Source organism: Leifsonia sp. 10L418, from assembly GCF_056395445.1.
The window spans coordinates 1-21,087 of sequence record NZ_JBFTJN010000005.1 but is presented as its reverse complement, the minus strand read 5'-3'; the positions used below and the strand labels follow the sequence as shown (position 1 = coordinate 21,087).

General features: G+C 65.1%; 19 protein-coding genes and 1 rRNA gene. 8 read left to right on the top strand and 12 right to left on the bottom strand.

All coding sequences use genetic code 11. The annotated features are described in order from the left end of the window. Positions 1–65 precede the first annotated feature (65 nt). Together AC1DCF_RS11750 and AC1DCF_RS11745 are read right to left on the bottom strand one after the other, a co-directional pair. Complete coding sequence (locus AC1DCF_RS11750) at positions 66–1,319, bottom strand: CpaE/TadZ family protein (RefSeq protein ID WP_477211178.1); 1,254 nt, start codon at positions 1,317–1,319, stop codon at positions 66–68. A 2-nt stretch (positions 1,320–1,321) separates the two neighbouring features. Then, on the bottom strand, positions 1,322–1,879 hold the full coding sequence (locus AC1DCF_RS11745; protein WP_477211177.1) for an SAF domain-containing protein: 558 nt from the start codon (positions 1,877–1,879) through the stop codon (positions 1,322–1,324). A gap of 214 nt (positions 1,880–2,093) precedes the next feature. Here AC1DCF_RS11745 and AC1DCF_RS11740 point away from each other — a divergent pair, with 214 nt between their 5' ends. Beyond that, positions 2,094–2,423, top strand: coding sequence for a helix-turn-helix domain-containing protein (locus AC1DCF_RS11740; protein ID WP_441791431.1), 330 nt, complete (start codon positions 2,094–2,096; stop codon positions 2,421–2,423). Here the strand turns inward: AC1DCF_RS11740 and AC1DCF_RS11735 are convergent. Next, the gene (locus AC1DCF_RS11735) at positions 2,420–3,019 is read right to left on the bottom strand and encodes a hypothetical protein (protein ID WP_477211176.1); all 600 of its coding nucleotides are present in this window, start codon (positions 3,017–3,019) and stop codon (positions 2,420–2,422) included. The genes AC1DCF_RS11740 and AC1DCF_RS11735 overlap by 4 nt on opposite strands. Before the next feature lie 146 nt (positions 3,020–3,165). On the opposite strand from AC1DCF_RS11735, the gene AC1DCF_RS11730 reads away from it, so the two are divergent. Further along, positions 3,166–3,669, top strand: coding sequence for an Rv3235 family protein (locus AC1DCF_RS11730; RefSeq protein WP_441791433.1), 504 nt, complete (start codon positions 3,166–3,168; stop codon positions 3,667–3,669). Between the two features lie 10 nt (positions 3,670–3,679). Here AC1DCF_RS11730 and AC1DCF_RS11725 read toward each other — a convergent pair whose 3' ends face one another. The 7 genes from AC1DCF_RS11725 to mtrA form a co-directional block, all read right to left on the bottom strand. Next, positions 3,680–4,129 carry a DUF2871 domain-containing protein gene (locus AC1DCF_RS11725; RefSeq protein WP_477211175.1) on the bottom strand — a complete coding sequence of 150 codons (450 nt, stop codon included), beginning with the start codon at positions 4,127–4,129 and terminating at the stop codon, positions 3,680–3,682. A gap of 154 nt (positions 4,130–4,283) precedes the next feature. Next, positions 4,284–7,073 carry a preprotein translocase subunit SecA gene (gene secA, locus AC1DCF_RS11720; protein WP_477211174.1) on the bottom strand — a complete coding sequence of 930 codons (2,790 nt, stop codon included), beginning with the start codon at positions 7,071–7,073 and terminating at the stop codon, positions 4,284–4,286. Positions 7,074–7,205: 132 nt separating this feature from the next. Next, the gene (gene hpf / locus AC1DCF_RS11715; protein WP_477211173.1) at positions 7,206–7,907 is read right to left on the bottom strand and encodes a ribosome hibernation-promoting factor, HPF/YfiA family; all 702 of its coding nucleotides are present in this window, start codon (positions 7,905–7,907) and stop codon (positions 7,206–7,208) included. A gap of 86 nt (positions 7,908–7,993) precedes the next feature. Beyond that, positions 7,994–8,731: a ComF family protein gene (locus AC1DCF_RS11710; protein WP_477211172.1), complete on the bottom strand. Its 738-nt coding sequence runs from the start codon at positions 8,729–8,731 to the stop codon at positions 7,994–7,996. 89 nt (positions 8,732–8,820) lie between these two features. Continuing rightward, positions 8,821–10,518: an LpqB family beta-propeller domain-containing protein gene (locus AC1DCF_RS11705; protein WP_477211171.1), complete on the bottom strand. Its 1,698-nt coding sequence runs from the start codon at positions 10,516–10,518 to the stop codon at positions 8,821–8,823. Next, positions 10,511–12,175 carry an MtrAB system histidine kinase MtrB gene (gene mtrB, locus AC1DCF_RS11700; protein WP_477211170.1) on the bottom strand — a complete coding sequence of 555 codons (1,665 nt, stop codon included), beginning with the start codon at positions 12,173–12,175 and terminating at the stop codon, positions 10,511–10,513. Before mtrB ends, AC1DCF_RS11705 begins: the two co-directional genes overlap by 8 nt. Before the next feature lie 5 nt (positions 12,176–12,180). Continuing rightward, positions 12,181–12,861, bottom strand: coding sequence for an MtrAB system response regulator MtrA (mtrA, locus tag AC1DCF_RS11695; protein WP_477211169.1), 681 nt, complete (start codon positions 12,859–12,861; stop codon positions 12,181–12,183). A 122-nt stretch (positions 12,862–12,983) separates the two neighbouring features. Between mtrA and AC1DCF_RS11690 the strand changes: the two genes are divergently transcribed. From AC1DCF_RS11690 to AC1DCF_RS11670, 5 genes are read left to right on the top strand one after another with little or no spacing between them, the layout of a single operon-like run. After that, on the top strand, positions 12,984–14,192 hold the full coding sequence (locus AC1DCF_RS11690) for a hypothetical protein (protein WP_477211168.1): 1,209 nt from the start codon (positions 12,984–12,986) through the stop codon (positions 14,190–14,192). A gap of 2 nt (positions 14,193–14,194) precedes the next feature. Beyond that, positions 14,195–14,920 carry a DUF4129 domain-containing protein gene (locus AC1DCF_RS11685; protein ID WP_477211167.1) on the top strand — a complete coding sequence of 242 codons (726 nt, stop codon included), beginning with the start codon at positions 14,195–14,197 and terminating at the stop codon, positions 14,918–14,920. Further along, positions 14,917–16,218, top strand: coding sequence for a DUF4350 domain-containing protein (locus tag AC1DCF_RS11680; protein ID WP_477211166.1), 1,302 nt, complete (start codon positions 14,917–14,919; stop codon positions 16,216–16,218). The genes AC1DCF_RS11685 and AC1DCF_RS11680 overlap by 4 nt, the downstream gene beginning before the upstream one ends. A 3-nt stretch (positions 16,219–16,221) precedes the next feature. Beyond that, complete coding sequence (locus AC1DCF_RS11675) at positions 16,222–17,193, top strand: AAA family ATPase (protein ID WP_477211165.1); 972 nt, start codon at positions 16,222–16,224, stop codon at positions 17,191–17,193. Between the two features lie 9 nt (positions 17,194–17,202). Continuing rightward, positions 17,203–18,510, top strand: coding sequence for a DUF58 domain-containing protein (locus AC1DCF_RS11670; RefSeq protein ID WP_477211164.1), 1,308 nt, complete (start codon positions 17,203–17,205; stop codon positions 18,508–18,510). A 53-nt stretch (positions 18,511–18,563) separates the two neighbouring features. On the opposite strand, the gene AC1DCF_RS11665 is transcribed toward AC1DCF_RS11670, so the two are convergent. Continuing rightward, complete coding sequence (locus tag AC1DCF_RS11665) at positions 18,564–19,559, bottom strand: stage II sporulation protein M (protein WP_477211326.1); 996 nt, start codon at positions 19,557–19,559, stop codon at positions 18,564–18,566. Positions 19,560–19,575: 16 nt separating this feature from the next. On the opposite strand from AC1DCF_RS11665, the gene AC1DCF_RS11660 reads away from it, so the two are divergent. Continuing rightward, a complete protein-coding gene (locus tag AC1DCF_RS11660) occupies positions 19,576–20,430 on the top strand; it encodes an RDD family protein (protein WP_477211163.1) in 855 nt (284 codons plus the stop codon). A 538-nt stretch (positions 20,431–20,968) separates the two neighbouring features. On the opposite strand, the gene rrf is transcribed toward AC1DCF_RS11660, so the two are convergent. Next, positions 20,969–21,085: ribosomal RNA gene (rrf, locus tag AC1DCF_RS11655) — 5S ribosomal RNA — on the bottom strand. Positions 21,086–21,087 lie beyond the last annotated feature (2 nt).

The window sequence follows — 21,087 nt, the reverse complement described above, 5'->3', positions numbered from 1 at the left end:
TAGCCTACGGCCACGGATGCCGCCACGCCGCAGCCCGGCAGGCGAGGGTGCTCTCCGGTGGCGCCTCAGCTGAATGCGCGTTGTGCTTTCGCCGCGCGAAGCGGCCACCGCTTCGGCCTGACCGGGGTCGGAGCGGCGAGGATCTCGGTCGTCACCAGACGACGGATGCTCGCCCGTACCGGCGATTTCGGTGCAGAATCCTGCAGCGGACGCCCGCTCAGCACCGCGCCATCGACGGCCCGCTGATCGTCGGGGATCAAGACGATCCCGTCGATGCCCCCGAAGCGGCGCAGCGTGTGAAGAATCTGACCTTTCGGGTCGAGGCCGACGGCGCTTGACCGCACCCGGTTCATCACGACAGTCAGCCGCCGGGTGGTGAGCACGTCGGCCAGGTCCACCCAGGAACGCAAGAATCGCGCCATCCCGACCGGGTCACCCAACCCGCACGCCACAACGTGGTCTGCCGCGCCGAGCGCAGTGAGCGTTGCCGCGTTCCGGCGCGGCGCGAAGAGGTCGCTGGACAATTCCTCATCGCTTTCCAGGCTGAACCCAGTGTCAATCACGACGTACTCGACCCATTGCCGGAGCGCCGCGAGCGTCCGGGTGATGCGTTCAGTCGAGAGTTCGGGCCACCGTGAGGCTCGCCCGATGCCGGTGAGCACCCAGAATGCGCCGTGCGCCGAGGTGTACCGCTGGGCGATGCGTTCGAGCTCGGACTGGGTCAGTGCATCGGCGCCGGCCAGCCGACACGCAGCGGCGAAACCGGGTGCTTCGTCGAGCATGCCCAGCGTGGCGGCAACAGAGCCGCTATAGGTGTCGGCATCGACGAGTGCGACGGTGTGACCGGTCGCGGCGATTTCCGCCGCAATGTTGATCGCGAGGGTGGTGCGCCCCGGCGCCCCGGCTGGCCCCCACACGGCCAAGACCGTGCAGGGAGAGGGGAAGGCACCCGCGGGGGTCTGGTCTCCCCGATCTGGCGCCGGGACCTCCGCGTTGATCATCGCCTCGATGGCCGGCCAGCCCGCTTCCGCGTCGAGCACCTCGTAGAGCCCGAGCGCTGCAGCGTGGCGTCGTCCGGGGTCGGAGCCGATCAGGGCGATCAGCCGTACCCCGCGTTCATCGCACGCGGCCAACAGCGCCGCGGTCAGCGTGGGGCGCTCGGCGAGCACCAAGACCACATCCGGCACTGTGCGCCCGAGCACGACGACGAGCTCGTCGGCCGTCGACGAGCGCGCGACCACCGTGTGCCCGTGTTCGATCAGGTCAAGGAGCAGGCGATCCTCGAGCGCATTGTCGAGAGCTAAGGCAAACGTCGCCACGGTCACGGCTCCACTCGGGTGTTGACCGGAACCGCCGCAATGGCGCTGTCGTTCGCCATCGCTTCGAGAACAGCGGCCACGTCCTGCTTCGGCACCAGAATCTCGACGGATGTGCCCTCATCGGCCATGAAGCCCGACGCGGCGACGAGGCGCACGATTTCTGCTCMGTCGACGAGCACGGCCGGAGGACCGAACGCTCCGTTCTCCGCCGCCCGGGACGACCACACGTCAACGACGGAACCTGACCCGATCGATGCGGGCAACGTACCGTCCAGCCTGACGACGATGCTGGTGCTGGTGATGCCTTCCCGGGTGCCGATCGCGCTCATCGGAACGAGTTCGCCGGCCGCGACGGTGCGGGTGACGACGAGTCCGTCCGGAGGGAGGGCATCGGGGACGAGATAGTGGCCCGCCGTGCTTCCCAGCCGTACCTGCACCGTTCTGAGGTCCGACCGCGAGATCGTGTCCCCGGCCGAAAGCGACTCTCGCGCGGCAAGCACCGGAGTGGTCGCGTCGGAGTTCGCGACAATCGCGACGACGCCGAGGACGGCCGTGATCACCAATCCGATCCCGATCGAGAACCGTGGGTCGAACCAGAACCTGTTCCGCCCGGATCGTACGGCTGCGTTCATCAGCTCACATCCCCTGCCCTGAACCCACCATCGGGTTAAGCCTTCGGCTCTATCGTCGTGGTTTGGGAAATGTCACGCAGAAGTTATCCACAACTCCTCACCCACACGAAAGTAGTCACCGCGTCCGGCGCATAATCGGATCATGACCGATTCCGTGTCCGCCGACTCACTGGGGCGCTTTCTGACGCTCGCTGACACGGCGGCGATCCTGAACCTCACCGCCTCCCAGGCGCTGGATTTGGTGCGAACCGGAGAGCTTCCCGCTATTCGCATCGGAACCTCACGGGCCTGGCGCGTGGAACGCGTCGTACTGGAGTCGTACATTGAGGCCAAGTACGAAGAGGCACGGCGAATCGCCCTCTGGGAGCAGTCGGACTTCGGCAACATTCCGGAGCTCTCCGGCGGCCGAATCATTCAGCCCGACACCATCTCTCGTTCCGGCACCGCCCCAGAAACCGGAGCAGACGACTAGTCGAGTTTCACCAGCACGAGATGCGCCACCGGCACGATCCGGAACTCGGTGACGGCCGCCGCTCGCCGGTATGCGCCTGCGGCATGGACAGCCAGATCAAAATGGTCGCGTCCGACCCGGTCGATCGTGCCGGAGATCTCGCCCGTCGTTGTGATGACAGTCACTCTTTTTCGTCTTCGGCACAGGTCCCTGAGCACAAAGGGCATGCCGATCCGTTCGACGAATCGCGCCGCCGACTCTCCTTCGTCGCCGAGCGAGAGCGGAATCTGCTCGGCCCGAAGTACGACGCTGCTCACGGCGGTGAACGGCAGCACACACATGGCTCCCGTTGAGTCGCTGCCCGAGCCCCGATTCTCGTTCAGGATGTCGGCGGCGAGCCAGTCTCGACCAAACGTTGTCGGGCGCACGGTGAGGGTATCCCCCGACACCAGCCCGACTCGCACGACAGACGCACTGCCGAGTCCGACGAGCCGGCTGCGGAGCGTCAGGCGCCCGAGACGCAACCGTTCCTCCTCGGCCTGGAGGTCAATTTCGTCGAGGGTCAGCTCATGCTCAAGCTGACCCTCGAGGTCGTCGAACAAGTTATCCCAGCGCACATCCCGAACCTATCGGTCGGGGCTTGTGCGGGAAAAGGTTATCCACAGGTCGCCTCCGCGACCTAGACAAGACCGGTAGAGCCTGGTTGAGTGTCCGCCAAGACACCCGCCCCCCGAATGGGGGGAGGTGCCTCGCGAGAGATCACATGCGCACACCCGAAGACCAGATGGTGCAGGGCACCTCCCTGGTGACGCAGATCGGAGCTGGGATGAACGACAGCGTGGCGAGAGCCACCCCGAAGAAAACTTCACGGAGCAACGTCGTCCCGGATGATGACTTCTTCGGAATGCAGCCGAGTGGCCGCAGCCAGCTTCCCGACCCTGAACCGCTTCTGATCAACCTCACCCGGTGCGTCATCGAGGTGCTCGCCGGTGCGCGCGAGCTCGACCAGCTGGCCCGCTGGGTGAGCGACGACGTCTACAAGCATCTCCTGACGCGGGTCGTGCTCTCCGCCCGCGCCCGAGCAGCTACCGGGCGACGCGTGCAGCGCCCGACACTCGTCATCGGGCACATCAGCATGTCGGAACCCCGCGACGGTGTCATTGAAGCGGTCGTCATCGTGCACACCAAAGCGCGCGTCAGGGCCGTCGCCCTGCGATTGGAAGGGCTGGATCGCCGTTGGCGTGCCAGCGCCATCAACGTGCTCTAGATCGCGGGAGCTATTTCGACGACGATGCGTTCGCTGTCACCGGCTCGGCGACGTCGGGCTGTGCGACCAGGCGAGCGCGAAGAGCCAGAAACAACAGCACCATTCCGACTGACAGAAGAATGTGGCCGAGCCCCGCGATTCCCGCAATGGCGCTGTTCGATTCCTGTCCGACGACGGTCAGGGAACCGTGTACCGCGAGCATTGCCGAGGTGAGAATGAGACCCGCGTTGTAGACCCAGAAGAACCAGTTGAAGAGCGGGCTGCGTGACAGCGTGAACTGCTTCTCGAGGATCAGCACGATGAGCAAGACGATGAAGCCCAGGGTGAGCAGGTGAGTGTGCACCAGACCGAGTTGGGTCTGGCCGGTGAAGTCATTCGTCTTGGTGAATTCCCGGTAGTACAGGCCGGAGAGCACACCGAGCACCATGTAGCTGAACGAGGCATAGAAGAGTTTCATCATGCCTCCTAGTCTGGCCCGGCCCGGTGGGCCGCCGCATCGGTCAAAAGTTGCAGAACTGGCGACCGCTGTCGGAGAGCCGGAGAGCCGGATGCGCTCAGCTTAAACACGCGAGCCGGTGGCCTGTTCAGGCCACCGGCTCGTTCATTTCTTCGTGCTACTTCTTCTTGCGACGCTCAGCTCGGTTGACCGGAGCCTCGGCGGGGGCCGTCTGTCCGAAGGCACCGCGCTGGGCCGGCGCTGCCGGAGCCTCAGCCTCGGCGGGGGCCGGGGCCGCGGCGCGACGAGCCCGATCCGTTGCCGCCTGCTGAATCTGACCGCGCTGGTTGCGCACTTCGACTCCGCCGGAATCGCTCGGAGCCGTGTAGCTGAGCTTCTCCTCTGCCGTTTCGGCGGGGGTGAGGCCCTTGGCCGCGACGACCGGCCCGGCGACGGCGTCTGCGCCCTGGCTGACCTCGACCTCGAGGTTGAACAAGAAGCCGACGGTCTCCTCGCGGATCTGCCCCATCATCTGCTGGAACATCGCGTAGCCTTCACGCTGGTACTCGACCAGCGGGTCGCGCTGCGCCATCGCGCGCAGTCCGATGCCGTCCTTCAGGTAGTCCATCTCGTAGAGGTGGTCTCGCCAGCGGCGATCGATGACCGAGAGAACGACGCGACGTTCGAGCTCGCGCATCGCGGGAGATCCGAGGGACTCTTCGCGCTTCTGGTAGGCGAGCTTGGCATCCGAGAGGATTTCTCGGCGCATGAAGTCGCGGTTGATCTTGCCGCGGCTTCCGGCCTCGGTGACGACCTCATCGATCGTGACTCCGACGGGGTACAGGGTCTTCAGCTCGGTCCACAGGGCGTCGAAGTCCCAGTCGTCGCCGTTGCCCTCTCCGGTGTGCACCTCGAGCACCTCGTCAATAACCTGTTCGAGGAACTTCTGCGTGCGGTCGTGCAGGTCGTCGCCCTCGAGGATGTGGCGGCGGTCGCTGTAAATCGCTTCACGCTGACGGTTCAGCACATCGTCGTACTTGAGCACGTTCTTGCGAATCTCGGCGTTGCGGCCTTCGACCTGCGACTGAGCACTGCGGATGGCCCGGCTGACGATCTTTGATTCGATGGCGAGGTCGTCGGGAACGCCCTGGCGTCCCATCAATGCCTCAGCACCGCCGGCGTTGAACAGGCGCATCAGGTCGTCGGTCAGCGACAGGTAGAAGCGGCTCTCTCCCGGGTCGCCCTGACGCCCGCTGCGTCCGCGCAGCTGGTTGTCGATTCGACGCGACTCGTGACGTTCGGTGCCGAGCACGTAGAGTCCGCCGGCCGCGATGACCTTTTCGGCCTCCTCGTCGACACCGGACTTGACGTCGGCGAACACGTCGTCCCAAGCCGTCTCGTACTCGTCAGGGGTTTCAACGGGGCTGAGGCCCTTCGCGTTCATCGCTGCAACGGCAAGGAACTCCGCGTTGCCGCCAAGCATCACGTCGGTGCCACGTCCAGCCATGTTGGTGGCGACGGTCACCGAACCGAGTCGGCCGGCCTGGGCAACGATCGCTGCCTCACGCGCGTGGTTCTTCGCGTTGAGGACCTCGTGGCGCACGCCCTTCTTGGCCAACAAGCGGGAGAGGTATTCGCTCTTCTCGACGCTCGTCGTTCCGACCAGAACCGGCTGCCCCTTCTCGTGGCGCACGACGATGTCCTCGACGACCTGGTTGAACTTGGCTTCTTCGTTCTTGTACACGAGGTCCGACTGGTCGATGCGCTGCATCGGCTTGTTCGTCGGGATGGGAACCACGCCGAGCTTGTACGTGCTCATGAATTCGGCAGCCTCGGTCTCGGCGGTACCGGTCATGCCGGACAGCTTGGAGTAGAGACGGAAGTAGTTCTGCAGGGTGACGGTGGCGAGGGTCTGGTTCTCGGCCTTGACCGCGACGCCTTCCTTGGCCTCGATCGCCTGGTGGATGCCTTCGTTGTAGCGGCGCCCCATCAAGATACGGCCGGTGTGCTCGTCAACGATCAGCACCTCGCCGTTCATCACGACGTAGTCCTTGTCTTTCTTGAACAGCGCGTTGGCCTTGATCGCGTTGTTGAGGAACGAGATCAGCGGCGTGTTCGCCGACTCGTACAGGTTGTCGATGCCGAGGTAGTCCTCGACCTTTTCGATGCCGGGTTCGAGCACGCCGATGGTGCGCTTCTTCTCGTCGACCTCGAAGTCTTCGTCCGGAACAAGTCGCTTGGCCAGGCTGGCGAATTCGGTGAACCAGCGGTTCGCCTCGCCCGATGCGGGGCCCGAGATGATGAGCGGCGTGCGAGCTTCGTCGATGAGAATCGAGTCGACCTCATCGACGATGGCGAAGTAGTGCCCGCGCTGCACCATGTCGGAGGTCTGCCACGCCATGTTGTCGCGCAAGTAGTCGAAACCGAACTCGTTGTTGGTTCCGTAGGTGATGTCAGCGGCGTACATCTCGCGACGCTGCTCCGGGGTCTGACCGGACACGATGCATCCGGTCGTCATCCCGAGGGCGCGGAAGACGCGCCCCATCAGCTCGCTCTGGTAGCTCGCCAGGTAGTCGTTGACGGTGATCACGTGCACACCGCGGCTGGTGATGGCGTTCAAGTACGCGGCTGTCGTCGCGACGAGAGTCTTGCCTTCACCGGTCTTCATCTCGGCGATGTTGCCGAGGTGCAACGCTGCCCCGCCCATCAGCTGTACGTCGAAGTGACGCAAGCCGAGGGTGCGGGTGGAGGCCTCACGCACAGCGGCGAAGGCCTCCGGCAGCAAATCATCGAGCGACTCTCCGTTCGAGTAGCGCTCGCGCAGGGTCGTCGTCTCGTTCTTCAGTTCCTCGTCGCTGAGGCCCTTGAAGTCTTCCTCGAGCGCGTTGATCGCCTTGGCGTAGTTCTCGAGACGACGCAGGATGCGTCCCTCTCCTACACGAAGAACCTTTTCAAGAATTGAGGCCACGAATGCACTCCACTAGTCGTCACGGCGCAAGCCACGCCTGTCGTCCGGTCGGACGCCATGTTTTATTGCCGGCACAGCCTGCTACCGACACAGCGCGCCGACACAGCCGGCAACTTTAGCAATGCTACTTGGTCAGATGCTGCGACTGCTGGCAGCTGCCTCCCGCAGTTCCGATTCCTCTGAGACTTCGCCCAGTTCGATGACGCCGTAATCCCAACCCTTCCGGCGGTAGACCACACTCGGTCGCAGTGACGTCGCATCCTGAAAGAGATAGAAGTCGTGTCCGACGAGTTCCATGAAATAGAGCGCGTCATCGACGGTCATGGGAGCGGCCTCGAACACCTTGCGCCGGATCACGACCGGACTGTACACCTCTTCAATCTCTTCGCCTTCGGCTTCACTGCCGACAACGGGAATCGACCCTGTGCGTACCCGTTCCAGTGTTTCGCTGGTGGCCGGGGTGATGTCAACGACGCTGAAGCCGTCTGCCGACGCGTCGTGAAGCGAGGTCGGGCGGTGAGCGCCACCACGATGCACCTTCTTGCGGTCTTTCGCGCGGCGAACTCGTTCGAGAAGTCGACCGAGGGCAACGTCGAATGCCGCGTACTTGTCGGATCCATCTGCTTCAGCCCGCACGAGCGGACCCTTGCCGATGAGCGTGAGTTCTACTCGATCGGGGCCGGTCGCACCGTTCTTTTCGCTGTGCCGGCTGACCTTGATTTCAAGAGCGAGTGCCTTGTCGGCCAGCGCCGCGATCTTCTCTGCCTTCTCGGTCGCGTATTCGCGAAACCGGTCGGTGATCCCTAGATTTCGTCCGACGATGATAGTTTCCATGACGACCTCCAGATCTGGCGAATCGCCCAAATCCGGGCGATTGTTTCGCGCCTTTAGGACCACCGTAGCGGGGCTTGAGAGATAAGTCACAGCATTTGCGGAACAGTTTCCTGTGAGTGCTGGGTGAGGGGATGACGGCGTCGAGTTTCAGCGAGCGTCGCACATCCGATAACCCGCCCTCCGCCGGCCACAATCGCACGCTGCGCCTCCCGGAGCGTGGCACCGGTCGTCAGGATGTCATCCACGATCAGGAAGTCCTGGCCGTCGAGCCGACCGCGAGCCACGAGCGAGAGGTGCTTGTTGAGGCTCCGTTCGGCGACGCCGAGACCCACCTGATCACGACTGATGCCGAGCTGTCGGAGGACGTTGCCCGCAACGATGCCTCCGTGGGCAAGGAGCAGCCCGACGGGGCTGAAGCCGCGCTGGCGCCAGGCCACTGACGACGATGGAATCGTCGCCACCCGCACCCCGCGTGCCCGGTCTTCGTGGGAGTGGGAGCCGGCCTGCGCCATGGCATCCAACGACTCGTCGGCGGCGAGCGCCGCCCGCACCGCACTCTGGAGCGCCACGGCCAGAATCGGCGCGACATCGGTTCTCCCGCCATCCTTGTATGCGGCGATCACTCGCCGGGCTTCATCGGCATATTCGAGAGCCGACCAGACCGTCAATGCGCCCCTGGACACCGTGTGGACATGCGGTCGCACGCTGTACCGGCAGGCGGCACACATCCCACGGTCAGGCCGGCCACAGCCGGCACAGGCGGTCGGCACCACCACGGCGAACGCGTCGAGGAGCGGCCCAGAGAAGATGTCGCGCAGGTTCACGACGCCAGGTTCCCGCACGGGAAGCGCCGGCTGCGGGCCCGCACCTCATCCGTGGAGAACCGCTGCCGGGCTGCGAGTGGTGAGGGCGGTTAGAGGAGCCCCTGCTGCGTCGCGATCAGCGCCACGTGATCGATTCGTTGCTGCCAGCCACTCCCCCACTGCACCTGCAGCCCCTGGTCGACCGAGAGTGCTCGAAGATCGCGCAGCGTGTTCCCGCCCGTGATCGAGACGCTGTGCGGGGCCGGCTCGAGAGGGGTGCGCACGCCGCCGATCTCCTGCGCGACGATTTGTTCCGTTCCTGTCGGGGTGACCGTCAGCGAGGCGACGGTGACGTCGTCGATCCAGGTTGCGCCCAGTGGGGTGCCCGGAGCAGCGGCGAGCGTGACCGGCTCGCCGAGAGCAACGGGAATTCCCTTGTCGCGGCTGATCGCCGCGACGACGAACCGCACATCGGTGCCGGTGCTCAGCAGGGCGATGAGCCGGCTTCCGTCCCGGGAGACCACGAGTGAGGTGATCGAAGTCGCGTCCTGCCAATTCGTCGGCACGGCGACCGACTCACCACTCGGCGTGTAGGCAAAGAGCTCAGCGGGGCGATCAGCCGGTACCGACCACACCATGTTGAAGGGGTCCACCGACGGGGCGATGAGGTTCGCGCGCGGATCCAACAGTTTCGCCGGCGCGCCGGCAGGAATTCCGTAGACACCTCCGTCGGCGAGCGCCGTTGCGAAATCTTGCCCGGCAGCGAGTGTGACGGCTTTCGGCTTCAGCGTCGCGATGCTGTCCGACAGACCGCTGACCGGGGTCAGCGAGCTTCCTGTGGCGCCCAAGAACCCGAACTCGTCGTTGCGAAGAATCAGCGCCCTGGCATCACCGCGCGGGTTCACAATCGGAGCAGCATCGCCGAGATCGCCGATGTCCTGCGAGTTGTGGTTGATGGTGATCGTCACCGAGAGCCCAGACGGCAAACTGTTCGTCAGCTGTGCCTTCATGCGTTGCAGCGTGACGCGTTCCGCGTTCAATGCCTCGTTGTTCAGGTCGACCTGGGCCACGCGTGCAACCACCTGCACGGCGTCGGCGGTGAGTTTTGTTCCTTCGGGGAAGGCTGTGGTCACCGCGGGCGCCAGCCACGGGCTGGGGCCGGCAAGCACAGCGTTCACGATCTTGGTCGGAGCGGAAGCGCCTCGCGGGAACCAACGCAGATCGGGCACGAGATAGGTGAAGGTCGGATCGTAAAAATAGATCTCCTGCGAGCTGAAGACGTCGCGGAAGGTGTTCTGATCGATCACGATTCCGTTGGGCGGTTGGCTGATTCGCCACTGGCCTTCGACGAGCACGAAGTGGTAGAGCAGGGTGACCGGGGCAGACGACCCGACCTCACGGTACTCACCTTTCTCATTGACTTCCGCCACCGGTTTCACCGAGAACTGCATCGCCATGTCGTCGACGACTTGAATCACCCGGCCGCTTCCGTCGTCGACGGTCACTCCGGCATCCGGCGCCCAGGACGTGCTGTCGGCCGGGGCGAGAAATTTACGGGCGATGGCGTAGTTGTTCTCCGGGCTCGATGCGGCGTCGATGAAACCGCGCAGAATCGATTCCTGGCTCGCGTTCTTCTCGGGGCCGGACGGCAGAAAGACCGGGTTCAGTGTGTCGCCGGGCGGGGCTGCGGCCCCGGCCTGCACTTCTCCGGAACGCGGAATACCCGAACATCCGGCGAGCAGCGTCACGGCGAGAACGGCAAGTGCGCCCCACGCCCGAAGGCGGGAACGGCGAGGAGAGTCAGACATTGGTGCCCTCCGTCGTCTTTCCGTCAAGCAGGAGGCCGGGAGGCATCTCGCCGACCAGCCCCTCATCGGGCGTCAGCGGGAGCGGGGAGTCGGTGAGCGTGTCACGTGAACGTCGCGGGAGGGTCAGTCTGAAGCAGGATCCGTCGCCGGGGCTCGACCAGACTTGCAACCAGCCGCCATGCACCGTCGCATCCTCGAGCGAAATTGCCAAGCCCAGTCCGGTTCCGCCGATCGTGCGCTGACGTGATGGATCTGCCCGCCAGAACCGGTCAAAGACATGGGCGACGTCGGCGTCGGTCATCCCCAGCCCGAAGTCGCGCACCGAGAGCGCGACGGCGGTCGCGTTGCTGTCGACAGAGACCACCACGGGTTTGCCCTCACCATGCTCAATCGCGTTTCCGATGAGGTTGTGCAAGATACGACGGATGCGACGCGGGTCGACCTCGGCGTTGAGGTGCCCACCGGGCGCGACGAGCCTGAGTTCGGTGCCCTTCGATTCGGCGAGGGAGCGCATGCTGTCGATCGCATCCTCGGCCAGGTGCACCAAGTTCGTGGGTTCAGCTTCGACCTGCACCGAGCCGGCGTCGTAGCGGCTGATTTCCAGAAGATCGCCGAGCAGTAGTTCGAACCGTTCCACCTGGGTGTGAAGCAGTTCGGCGGTGCGTTCGGTCGCCGGCGGAAAGTTGGCGCGCTGATCGTAGAGCACCGACCCGGCCAGGCGGATCGTGGTCAGGGGGGTGCGCAATTCGTGCGACACGTCGGAGACGAATCGTTGTTGCACCTCCGACAGGTCGGCCAGCTTTTTGATCTGACTCTGCAGGCTGTCCGCCATGCCGTTGAACGAGCGCGCCAACGTTGCGATGACGTCCTCACCCTTCTCCGGGATCCGCACAGCAAGATCGCCTGACGCCAGGCGCTGGCTGGTTTCGGCGGCGACCCGGATCGGCGTCACGACGAAACGCACGACAATCCAGGTGACCGCCCCGATCAGCAGCATCAGCGCCACTGCCGCGATGAGCAGCGTCCGCTGCACGAAGAGGAGCGTGCCCTCGGCTTCTTGCAGGCTGTAGCCGATGTACAGCTCATAGCCCCCTGCGACCGGAACCGAAATTTGCGAGCCGACGACGATCCCTGGGTAGTCCTGGCCGTCGTCGTTCGACAGAGTCACCGACTGCCAAAACTGTTCACCGGAATTCGCCCGCACCGCTTCACGCAGCTCGGGAGAGATGACGTTGGTCGATTCGCCGAACGTCGACGAGTCCTGCGGGATCACCGACGACGCTTCCTGCCCCGGAACCCGGAGAACGGCGATCAGCCGGCTGGACGAGGTAGCCGTGATCAGGGTGCGGGCGGATCCGAGCAGAGCCTGCACCTGCACGCGATCTGCGGCATCCGACGAATCCAGAATCCMTTGCGCCGCTGTCGTGGCCCGATTCGACTCCAGCAGCACCTGGTTCAGCCGCGACTGGAACAGGTCGTTTCCGATGCTGACCGACATGTAGACGCCGACGAGCAGGATGGCCAGGCCCGACAGCACGACGGTGATGCCGACGGTGCGGAACTGTAGAGACGACCGCCATAACGCAGCAACCCGGCGGAACCAGGTTCGGCCGCCCAGCGCCACCGGGGTGCGCGCAGCCGTTGGTCGCGCAAACATTGCTGTTATCCGACCGCGCCGGCCCGATAGCCGACACCACGCACCGTCATGACGATACGTGGGTTGTCCGGGTCGTCCTCGACCTTGGCCCGCAATCGCTGGACGTGCACGTTGACGAGGCGGGTATCCGCCTTGTAGTGGTAGCCCCAGACCTGTTCGAGCAGCATATCGCGCGTGAACACCTGCTGCGGTTTCGAGGCCAGGGCCAGAAGCAGATCGAACTCGAGCGGCGTCAGGTTGATGCGCTGGTCGCCCCGTCGCACTTCGTGTCCGGCAGCATCGACGACCAGGTCGCCGATATGCAGATTCGCCGACGAGACGACGGCGGCCGGGCGGAGTCGTGTCCGGATTCGGGCGACGAGTTCCTTGGGGTTGAACGGCTTGACCATATAGTCGTCTGCACCGGATTCGAGCCCCTTGACGACATCGGTCGTGTCGGACTTCGCCGTCAACATGATGATGGGAGTTCCCGACTCCGCGCGGATCAGGCGGCAGACCTCGATCCCGTCAAGTCCGGGAAGCATCAGGTCAAGAAGCACCAGATCGGGCTTCGTCTCGTGGAAGGCTCCGAGCGCGAGCGCGCCGTCCGCACAGAAGTGAGTGTCGAAGCCCTCACCGTTCAAAACGATGCCGATCATTTCCGCCAGCGCGGGGTCATCATCGACAACTAATATGCGTGCGCTCATTCATCCGTTTCCGCTTGAGGCCCCCTGGTCAGGCGGCAACTCCTGTAATCTCTGGCCTCAGCGTAGCCGAGTACTGCTCCGGAACGCCTCGGAACATGCTTCGAGTGCGCTGGTGTGCCAGCATGGGTGACGTGACGGACCCGCAGAACTGGCAATCACCCACCCCCGGCCCTTCGGCGGCCCCGGCCGGAGCAGGGCCGGACGCGCCTCGCTACGGGGAGTTTGCGGCTCCCGCCGGTGGTTTTCCTCCGCCGTCGGGCGCACCGCACGGCTGGACCCCGCCGCCGAAGCCCGGATTGATCCCACTTCGACCTCTCGGGTTCGGCGCCCTGCTTGCCGCACCGTTCCAGGTTCTGAAACGCAATCCGAAGGCGACGTTCGGAAGCGCGCTCCTCGTTCAGGCGGCCAGCCTGATCATTTCGTTGCTCACCATCGGGCTCGTCACCTACTTCGCTGTGGGACGGATCGATTCCGCTCCGCTGGACGAACGGGATACCGTCTCGGCGGGCGCCACCCTCACCATCGTTCTGTCGGCGATCCTCCCGATCGCGCTTTCGGTTGTCGCCTCGGCTCTGCTCCAGGGCGTGATCGTGCTCGAAGTGGCCCGCGCGACTCTCGGTGAGAAGCTTCGACTCGCTGTTCTCTGGCGCACGGCCGGCCGACGGCTGTGGACGCTGGTGCTGTGGACGTTGGTTCTCTCTGCAGCGCTGCTCGTCGGAGTCGGACTGATCGCCGGACTCGTGGCTGTGTTCGCAGTTCTCGGCGGAATGTGGATCGCACTCGCCGTCGTGATCGGCATTCTCGGTGGACTGGGTCTGGCCGTCATCGGTGTGTGGCTGTTTACCCGCACCTCGCTCGTGCCCAGCCTGATTGTGCTCGAGCGGCTCAGCATCCGTCAGGCGGTTCGTCGTTCCTGGTCGCTGACGATCGGCTACTTCTGGCGCACCTTCGGAGTGCAGTTTCTGGTCGCAGCGATCGTCAACGTGATCACCCAGGTCGTCGTGACTCCGTTGACGTTTCTGTTCTCGATCAGCTTCTCACTCGTTGACCCGAATGCGGCGATCGACAGTTTCGTGCCGTCCGCCATCCTCTACGTCGTCATCCTTCTTGTCTCGCTCGTTCTCGGGGCAGTCGCCGCCGTCATCCAATCGGCGACAACCGCGCTCATCTACATCGACCTGCGGATGCGCAAAGAGGGCCTCGACCTCGAGCTGGCGCGGTTCGTCGAGGCCGCGCACTCTGGCGCGCCCGGGTCGTCCTCACTCCCTGACCCGTATCGTCCGGTCCCGACGCCGACTCAGAGTTCCCCGCCCGGTTGGGGCTCGCACTGAGCATGATCGCGATCAGCGGGGTGGTTGACGCGACATTCACAGGCTGGTCAGAAACGTTTCGGCGTGCCGACATCCCGGTTGACCCCAGCGCGCCGGAAGCACGGCAGTGGCTGAACGAAGAATTGGCCAAGGCCCCCTATCAGGCAGCCAAACCGACCTGGTTCGATCGCTTGTCCCAGGCGTTTTTCGACTGGGTCCAGTCGTTGACCGTCCCGTCCGGCGAGGGGCTCGGCGCGTGGCTCCCCCTCATCGTGGCCGTCATCGTGGCAGCCCTCGTCGTCACGGCGTTTCTGATTTTCGGACTCCCCCGGCTGAACCGTCGCAGCAAGCCGACCTCTGTGCTTTTTGGCGAGGATGATCACCGCTCGGCCGACATGATGAGAAAGTCAGCGCTCGCCTCCGCAACGACGGGCGAGTGGGGCCGTGCCTCCGAGGAGATGTTTCGGGCAATTGCCCGCGGGCTCTTCGAGCGAACGATCGTTCAATTGGCGCCGGGCACCACCGCGCATGACGTCGCCGCCGCTGCCGCGACCGCCTTTCCCGGCCACCGAACTCAGCTGGTCGAAGCGGCCGTGACGTTTGACCAGGTTCGCTATCTCGGAACCGAGGGCACGGAATACGGATATACGTCCCTCGCCGACCTCGAAAGCGCGCTGCGCGGGGAACGGCCGATTCTGCCCGACCACAGCATTGCCCCGGATGACCACTCCCAGGTGGTGCTGTCATGACCGTCTCCACGGAACCAGCAGAGGCTGTCGCGGCGACTCGTCGGGCGCAGCGTCAGGCCGAGAGGCAGCAGGCTCCCCGACAGACCTCCTCGTCGACGCCCACGGTTCGCACGGCCGGGCGACGCGCACTCTTCTGGGTACTGGCCGGTGCCGGTGCGGTGGTCGTTGCGATGGTCGCCTCTCTCATCGCCGGTGGCAGCTCGGTGGGGGGCGTGCCGTTGGCTGCGGGAAATCCGGCGCCCGCCGGAAGCCAGGCCCTCGTCGAGGTGTTGCGCCAGCAGGGGGTGAGCGTGCGCGTCGTCAACACTCTCGAGGAGGCCACCACCGCGTTGTCGACATCCGCCGACCCGACCCTGTTCTTCGCTGACGAAAACAGCTACCTGTCTTCCGATCAGCTCACTGAGTTGCTGCGCTTCCCCGCCCGCTCCGTGGTCGCGGCGCCTGACTTCACCTTTCTTGAGACGGCAGCGCCCGGTCTGGGGTTCGGCGGCGTGAGCACCGCCGACGCTCTGTCCGCCGAGTGCGCCGTGCCGGCTGCTGTCAAGGCCGGCACGCTGTCGCCCGGCGGGCAGACGCTTCGCATCACCGACGCAAGCATCGCTGCGACCGGGTGCTTCCCCAGCGGAGACGGTTCGTATTCGCTCGTCGAACTCGTTCACGATGACAAGACCCTCACCCTCGTCGCCCAGCCCGCCGTGTTCCAGAACGGCGAGATCGCCACGTTTGGCAACGCCGCTCTCGCTCTGAATCTGTTGGGCGAGAGCGAGAGCGTCGTCTGGTACCTCCCGACTCTGGCGGATATCCCCCGCACTGGTCCGCCATCGCTCGGCGCGCTGACCCCGGGCTGGGTGACCCCGGTGCTTGTGCTTCTGCTGCTCACCGCGCTCAGCGCCTTTGTCTGGCGTGGCCGCCGATTCGGCCCATTGGTCGCCGAGAACCTGCCGGTGACGGTCAGAGCCAACGAGACGATGGAGGGCCGCGCGCGGCTCTACGCACGCAATTCTGCCCGGCTTCGTGCGATCGATGCCCTGCGTATCGGCACGCTCAGCCGACTGGCGACTCGACTCGGCCTCCCCCGCACCGCGCACTATTCGGAGATCATCGTCGCCGTTTCCGCGCTCACCGGCCAGAACGTCACCGACGTGCGTGCGGTTCTGGTCGATGAGGTTCCGCACCACGACAGCGACCTCATCCGCCTGTCCGACCGTCTCACCGAGCTTGAGGCGCTGGTCGCACGAATGCTTCCCGGTAACACCCCACCTCCCACTTCGCCCGCTCCCCCGACACGGAAGAATTGACAGATGACGACTCTCCTCGAAACAGATGAAACACTGCGTCAAGCCCTGGCTCAGGTGCGCGCTGAAGTCGGCAAAGCCGTCGTCGGCCAGGATGGCGCAGTCACCGGACTGATCATCGCCTTGTTGGCGCGCGGCCATGTACTTCTGGAGGGCGTGCCGGGTGTCGCCAAGACGTTGCTGGTGCGATCGCTCAGCCATGCACTCAGCCTCGACACGAAGCGTGTTCAATTCACACCGGATCTGATGCCCGGAGATGTGACGGGCTCGCTGATCTACGATGCTCGGGCCGGCGAGTTCGAGTTTCGCCAGGGGCCGGTCTTCACGAACATCATGCTGGCGGATGAGATCAACCGCACGCCACCGAAGACTCAGTCGGCCCTTCTTGAAGCGATGGAGGAACGTCAGGTCAGTGTCGACGGACGGTCGCTTCCGCTTCCCGAGCCGTTCATCGTCGCCGCCACCATGAACCCGATCGAGTACGAGGGAACGTACACTCTGCCCGAGGCGCAGCTCGACCGGTTCCTGCTGAAACTGGTGCTCGACCTGCCCGAGCGCGAGACCGAAGTCGAGGTGCTCCGCCGGCACTCGAACGGTTTCAATCCACGCGACCTGGCCGGCGCCGGGGTGACCGCCGTGCTCGGCGCTGACGAACTCGCCCAAGCACAGCAGGCGGTGTCTGCCGTCGGCGCCAGTCCCGATGTCCTGGCGTATCTCGTCGATCTGGCCAGGGCGACCCGGCACAGCCCGTCGGTGAAGTTGGGGGTGAGCCCGCGTGGCACCACTGCCCTGCTCGCCGCGGCCAAGGCCTGGGCCTGGCTGAACGGCTATCAGTCGATCACCCCCGATCACGTGCAGGCGATGGTATTGCCCGTGTGGCGTCACCGCATCCAACTGCGGCCGGAGGCCGAGCTCGAGGGAATCGGCGTCGACGCCATCCTGCGCTCGATCCTGCAACAGGTTCAGGTTCCGATCTAGGTCGCGTCGATGACCGTTACCGGACGCTTCGTTCTTCTCGTCGCCCTCGGCGCCGTGCCTATTGTGCTGCTCGGAAACTCAGTTGAAGCCGCCGCCTCGGTGCTCGGCTGGTGGCTGCTCGGTGTGGTCCTTCTCGGCGCCGTCGATCTGACTCTCGCCGCGTCGCCCCGCCAGCTGACGCTCCGCCGCATCCTTCCGACACGGGTGAGGCTCGGTGAGTCGGTCAACAGCGAGTTGTATCTGACCAACACCGGTAAGCGCCGTCTGCACGGCGTCGTGAGGGATGCCTGGCAGCCGTCGGCCGGCGCAGGAAACAATCGCAGCCGCGTCAGTATCCCGGTCGGCGAGAGGCGCCGCATCGTGATCACTCTGACGCCGTTTCGTCGCGGGGAACGGCGAGTCGGCGAGGTGACAGTGCGCTCCGTTGGCCCGCTGGGGCTGTGGGCCAGACAGGCCACGCTGGCCGCACCCGGTCGCATCCGCGTACTGCCGCCCTTTCATTCCCGCAAGCATCTGCCGTCGCGCCTCGCGCGACTCAAGGAGCTCGACGGACGAACCAGTGTGATGGTGCGTGGGCAGGGCACCGAGTTCGATTCGCTGCGTGAGTACGTGCGGGGCGATGACGTGCGATCCATCGACTGGCGGGCAACGGCGCGACGCAATGATGTGATGGTGCGCACCTGGCGCCCGGAACGTGATCGTCGGGTCGTCATCGTGGTCGACACAGGGCGCACCGCTGCGGCCCGTGTCGATGATGAGCCGCGCCTTGACTCCTCCTTCGAGGCGTCGTTGCTCCTCGCCGCGCTCGCCTCGCGGGCCGGTGATCGCGTCGACTTTCTCGCCTACGACCGTCGCAGTCGCGGCCGGGTTCAGGGGGCGCAAGGGGCGGAGCTCCTCTCCCGGATGGTCGACACGATGGCCCTGATCGAACCCGAGCTGATCGAGATGGACTGGGCTTCGGTGCCCGCACAGGTGCGGCAGATCACCAGCCAACGGGCCCTGGTGATTCTGTTGACCTCGATCGATGCCGCCGGCTCGTCGTCGGGCCTGCTCTCCGTGCTGCCGCAGCTCACGCGCCGGCACACCGTGGTTGTGGCTTCGGTCACCGACCCCGGAGCAGCCGCCGCGATCGGCCGGCGTTCCCACCGCGACGAGGTGTACACGGCCGCGGCCGCCGAGCGAGCATTGCTCGACGTCGCAAGCGTGTCTGCCGCCATCCGTCAGCTCGGTGGTGAAGTCGTGACGGCTCCTCCGGCCGATCTCCCGCCGGCGCTCTCCGACCGGTATCTCGCGTTGAAAGCGGCCGGGCGCCTGTAACCGGCATCACCGGCCGACAGTCGAGATCCGGCCGCTCGGCCGGCTTCGACAGCTCAGCTGGCGTAGATGCGGCGGGCCCCGGCCTCGAACTCGCTGAGGTCTCCGGTCTCCCCGAGCCGCGTGGCCCGCTTACCGACCACGAGCATGTACACGAGGAAGAGCACGAGCGCCAAAGCGCCGATGCCGATCTTCATCGGCCACGGCCATGGCGCCGGGGTCACGAAGCCCTCGATCGCCCCGGACACGAGCAGCACGAAGACCAACCCGATCGCGACGGTGAACAGCGCTCGAGCATCCTCGGCCAGCGCCTGGCCCCGCGTGCGGGCGCCGGGAGCAATCCATGCCCAGAAGATGCGGAGCCCTCCGGCTGCTGCGACGAAGATGGCCGTGAGCTCGAGCAGCCCGTGCGGCAGGATGTAGAGAAAGAACACGTCGCCCTTGTCATAGGCGAACATCACTGCTGCATTGACGCCAAGGTTCTGGGCATTCTGCAGCACGATGTACGGCACGTAGACGCCGAGAATTCCGAACGCAATGCACTGTGCGGCAATCCAGGCATTGTTCGTCCAGACTTGGCCGGCGAAGGATGCTGCGGGGTTCGACGAGTAGTAGTCGACGAAATCATGGTTGGCCAGCTTTGCCAGCTGCTCGTCCGAACCGAAATTCGCGAGCACCTGAGGATTGCCGAGCGCCCAAGCCGCGTAGAGGCCGGCGACGAGGAACGTCACGAGTGCGACGACGAGCGTGATCCAGCGCAGTCGGTACAACGCTGCAGGCAGCTGCAGCAGAAAGAACTGCGGAATCTGAGCCAGCACATTTGCGCTTGCCCCGGTGAATCTCAGCCGAGCCCGCGACAACGATACCGACAGCCGGTCGCCCTGCAGTGTTGACCCTGCCGTGGTCTTCAACGCCGAAAGCTGGGTCGCGCCCGCCTGATAGCGGGCGATCAATTCGTCTGCTTGCTCCCCAGAGAGGGACCGTTGCGCGCCAAGTGCGGCAAGGCGGTCCCATTCGGCGCGGTGCGCGGCGGAGTAGGCGTCGAGATCCATCTGCTTCAATAGTGACATGGCGAAGCCCGCGGAGTCGGCAGTTCACGAGGAGAATGTCAGTGATGAGTACGAACTCATCACCGGCGAAGCCGTAGCGCTCGATGTCCGGCCCGCCGGCATCATTCTGCGCGGCGCCGGCACGCTCATCGACTGGGCTGCCTATCTACTGCTCTTCCTGCTCATCATGGTGATCTTGTTCTGGCTCCTCGCTGATGTGATGGACGATGCGCTCTCACAAGCGCTCAGTATCGCCGGCCTCGTGTTCGCCATCCTGATCGTTCCCATGCTCGTCGAGCGGGCGACCGGAGGCCGCTCACTCGGCAAACTGGCGATCGGCGCGCGCATTGTGCGCGACGACGGTGGTGCAATCGGTTTGCGCCACGCGTTCATTCGCGCCTTACTCGGTGTGCTCGAAATCTTCATGACCTTCGGGGGGATCGCCGCGACGGCAGGCCTGCTGAACAGTAAGTCGAAACGTCTCGGCGATCTACTGGCCGGCACCTACAGTCAGCATGAGCGAGTCCCCCGCTCGGACGCAGCGGTGCTGCGTCTTCCCGCAGAGCTCACGGCCTGGGCGTTGACGGCGGATGTCGCCAAGTTGCCTGATCGGCTCGCTCGCCGGGTGGCGCAGTTTCTCGGCCAGGCCACCGCGCTGACGCCGTTTGCGAGACAGAAGCTCAGTGCTTCACTCGCTGAGGAAGTCGCCCCGTACGTGTCGCCAGTTCCGTCCGTCTCCCCCGAGACCTTCCTTCTGGGCGTGCAGGCGCTCCGCCGTGACCGCGAGTTCGCCGCGCTGAACCTTGAACAGGCTCAGCAGACTCGACTCGCCCCCGTTCTGACCGGTTTGCCGCACGACTTCCCGAACCGCTAGCTGCCCGGCTGATGGACAGCGCCGCGAATTGGTGCCCCTTCCCTCGGTCGGCGTGCTGGCTCCCACCCGCGTAGCGGCACCGGGCCTGTAGCGCCGGCCGCCCCCGCTCCTGACCGGCCTGACCGGCTCACCGCGCAATAGCGCCTTAACGAATGAAAGCCACCCCGACGGGGTGGCTTCAGCTGCGGAACGGACCTTCGTCGACTTTGACCGTTGCGGTCGACCTTGCCTGCAACGCCGGGCAAACTCGACCGGAACGGTCAAGGTCAGCGCACTGGTTCGGGGAGGTCGCGCGGCCGGGTCTCTAACCGCTCCCAATTCGTTGATCTAGAGCGCCTGATGGAGTCGGCCGTGTCTCGAGATCAGGCGAGGGCTCGGCCGCCAGAGGAGGCGCACGGCCGTCGTAGTTTGCGTCTGAGCGTTGGCTGACGGGGTCTCGACAGGCTCGACCACCGGACTTTCGTGCCCGTTTTCGAGCCGGGTGGTTAACGCAAGAAAGCCACCCCGTGGGGTGGCTTTCTTGGTGTTGCTAAGTTAAGTCCGGCGGTGTCCTACTCTCCCACAGGGTCCCCCCTGCAGTACCATCGGCGCTGAGAGTCTTAGCTTCCGGGTTCGGAATGTGACCGGGCGTTTCCCTCTCGCTATGGCCGCCGAAAC

Excerpts from the sequence above, each read along its gene's own strand:
- AC1DCF_RS11740 (WP_441791431.1), top strand. The coding sequence starts at position 2,094 with ATGACCGATTCCGTGTCCGCCGACTCACTGGGGCGCTTTCTGACGCTC.
- AC1DCF_RS11730 (WP_441791433.1), top strand. The coding sequence starts at position 3,166 with ATGCGCACACCCGAAGACCAGATGGTGCAGGGCACCTCCCTGGTGACG.
- AC1DCF_RS11725 (WP_477211175.1), bottom strand. The coding sequence starts at position 4,129 with ATGATGAAACTCTTCTATGCCTCGTTCAGCTACATGGTGCTCGGTGTG.
- hpf (WP_477211173.1), bottom strand. The coding sequence starts at position 7,907 with ATGGAAACTATCATCGTCGGACGAAATCTAGGGATCACCGACCGGTTT.
- AC1DCF_RS11705 (WP_477211171.1), bottom strand. The coding sequence starts at position 10,518 with ATGTCTGACTCTCCTCGCCGTTCCCGCCTTCGGGCGTGGGGCGCACTT.
- mtrA (WP_477211169.1), bottom strand. The coding sequence starts at position 12,861 with ATGAGCGCACGCATATTAGTTGTCGATGATGACCCCGCGCTGGCGGAA.
- AC1DCF_RS11690 (WP_477211168.1), top strand. The coding sequence starts at position 12,984 with ATGGGTGACGTGACGGACCCGCAGAACTGGCAATCACCCACCCCCGGC.
- AC1DCF_RS11685 (WP_477211167.1), top strand. The coding sequence starts at position 14,195 with ATGATCGCGATCAGCGGGGTGGTTGACGCGACATTCACAGGCTGGTCA.
- AC1DCF_RS11680 (WP_477211166.1), top strand. The coding sequence starts at position 14,917 with ATGACCGTCTCCACGGAACCAGCAGAGGCTGTCGCGGCGACTCGTCGG.
- AC1DCF_RS11675 (WP_477211165.1), top strand. The coding sequence starts at position 16,222 with ATGACGACTCTCCTCGAAACAGATGAAACACTGCGTCAAGCCCTGGCT.
- AC1DCF_RS11670 (WP_477211164.1), top strand. The coding sequence starts at position 17,203 with ATGACCGTTACCGGACGCTTCGTTCTTCTCGTCGCCCTCGGCGCCGTG.
- AC1DCF_RS11665 (WP_477211326.1), bottom strand. The coding sequence starts at position 19,559 with ATGGATCTCGACGCCTACTCCGCCGCGCACCGCGCCGAATGGGACCGC.
- AC1DCF_RS11660 (WP_477211163.1), top strand. The coding sequence starts at position 19,576 with ATGGCGAAGCCCGCGGAGTCGGCAGTTCACGAGGAGAATGTCAGTGAT.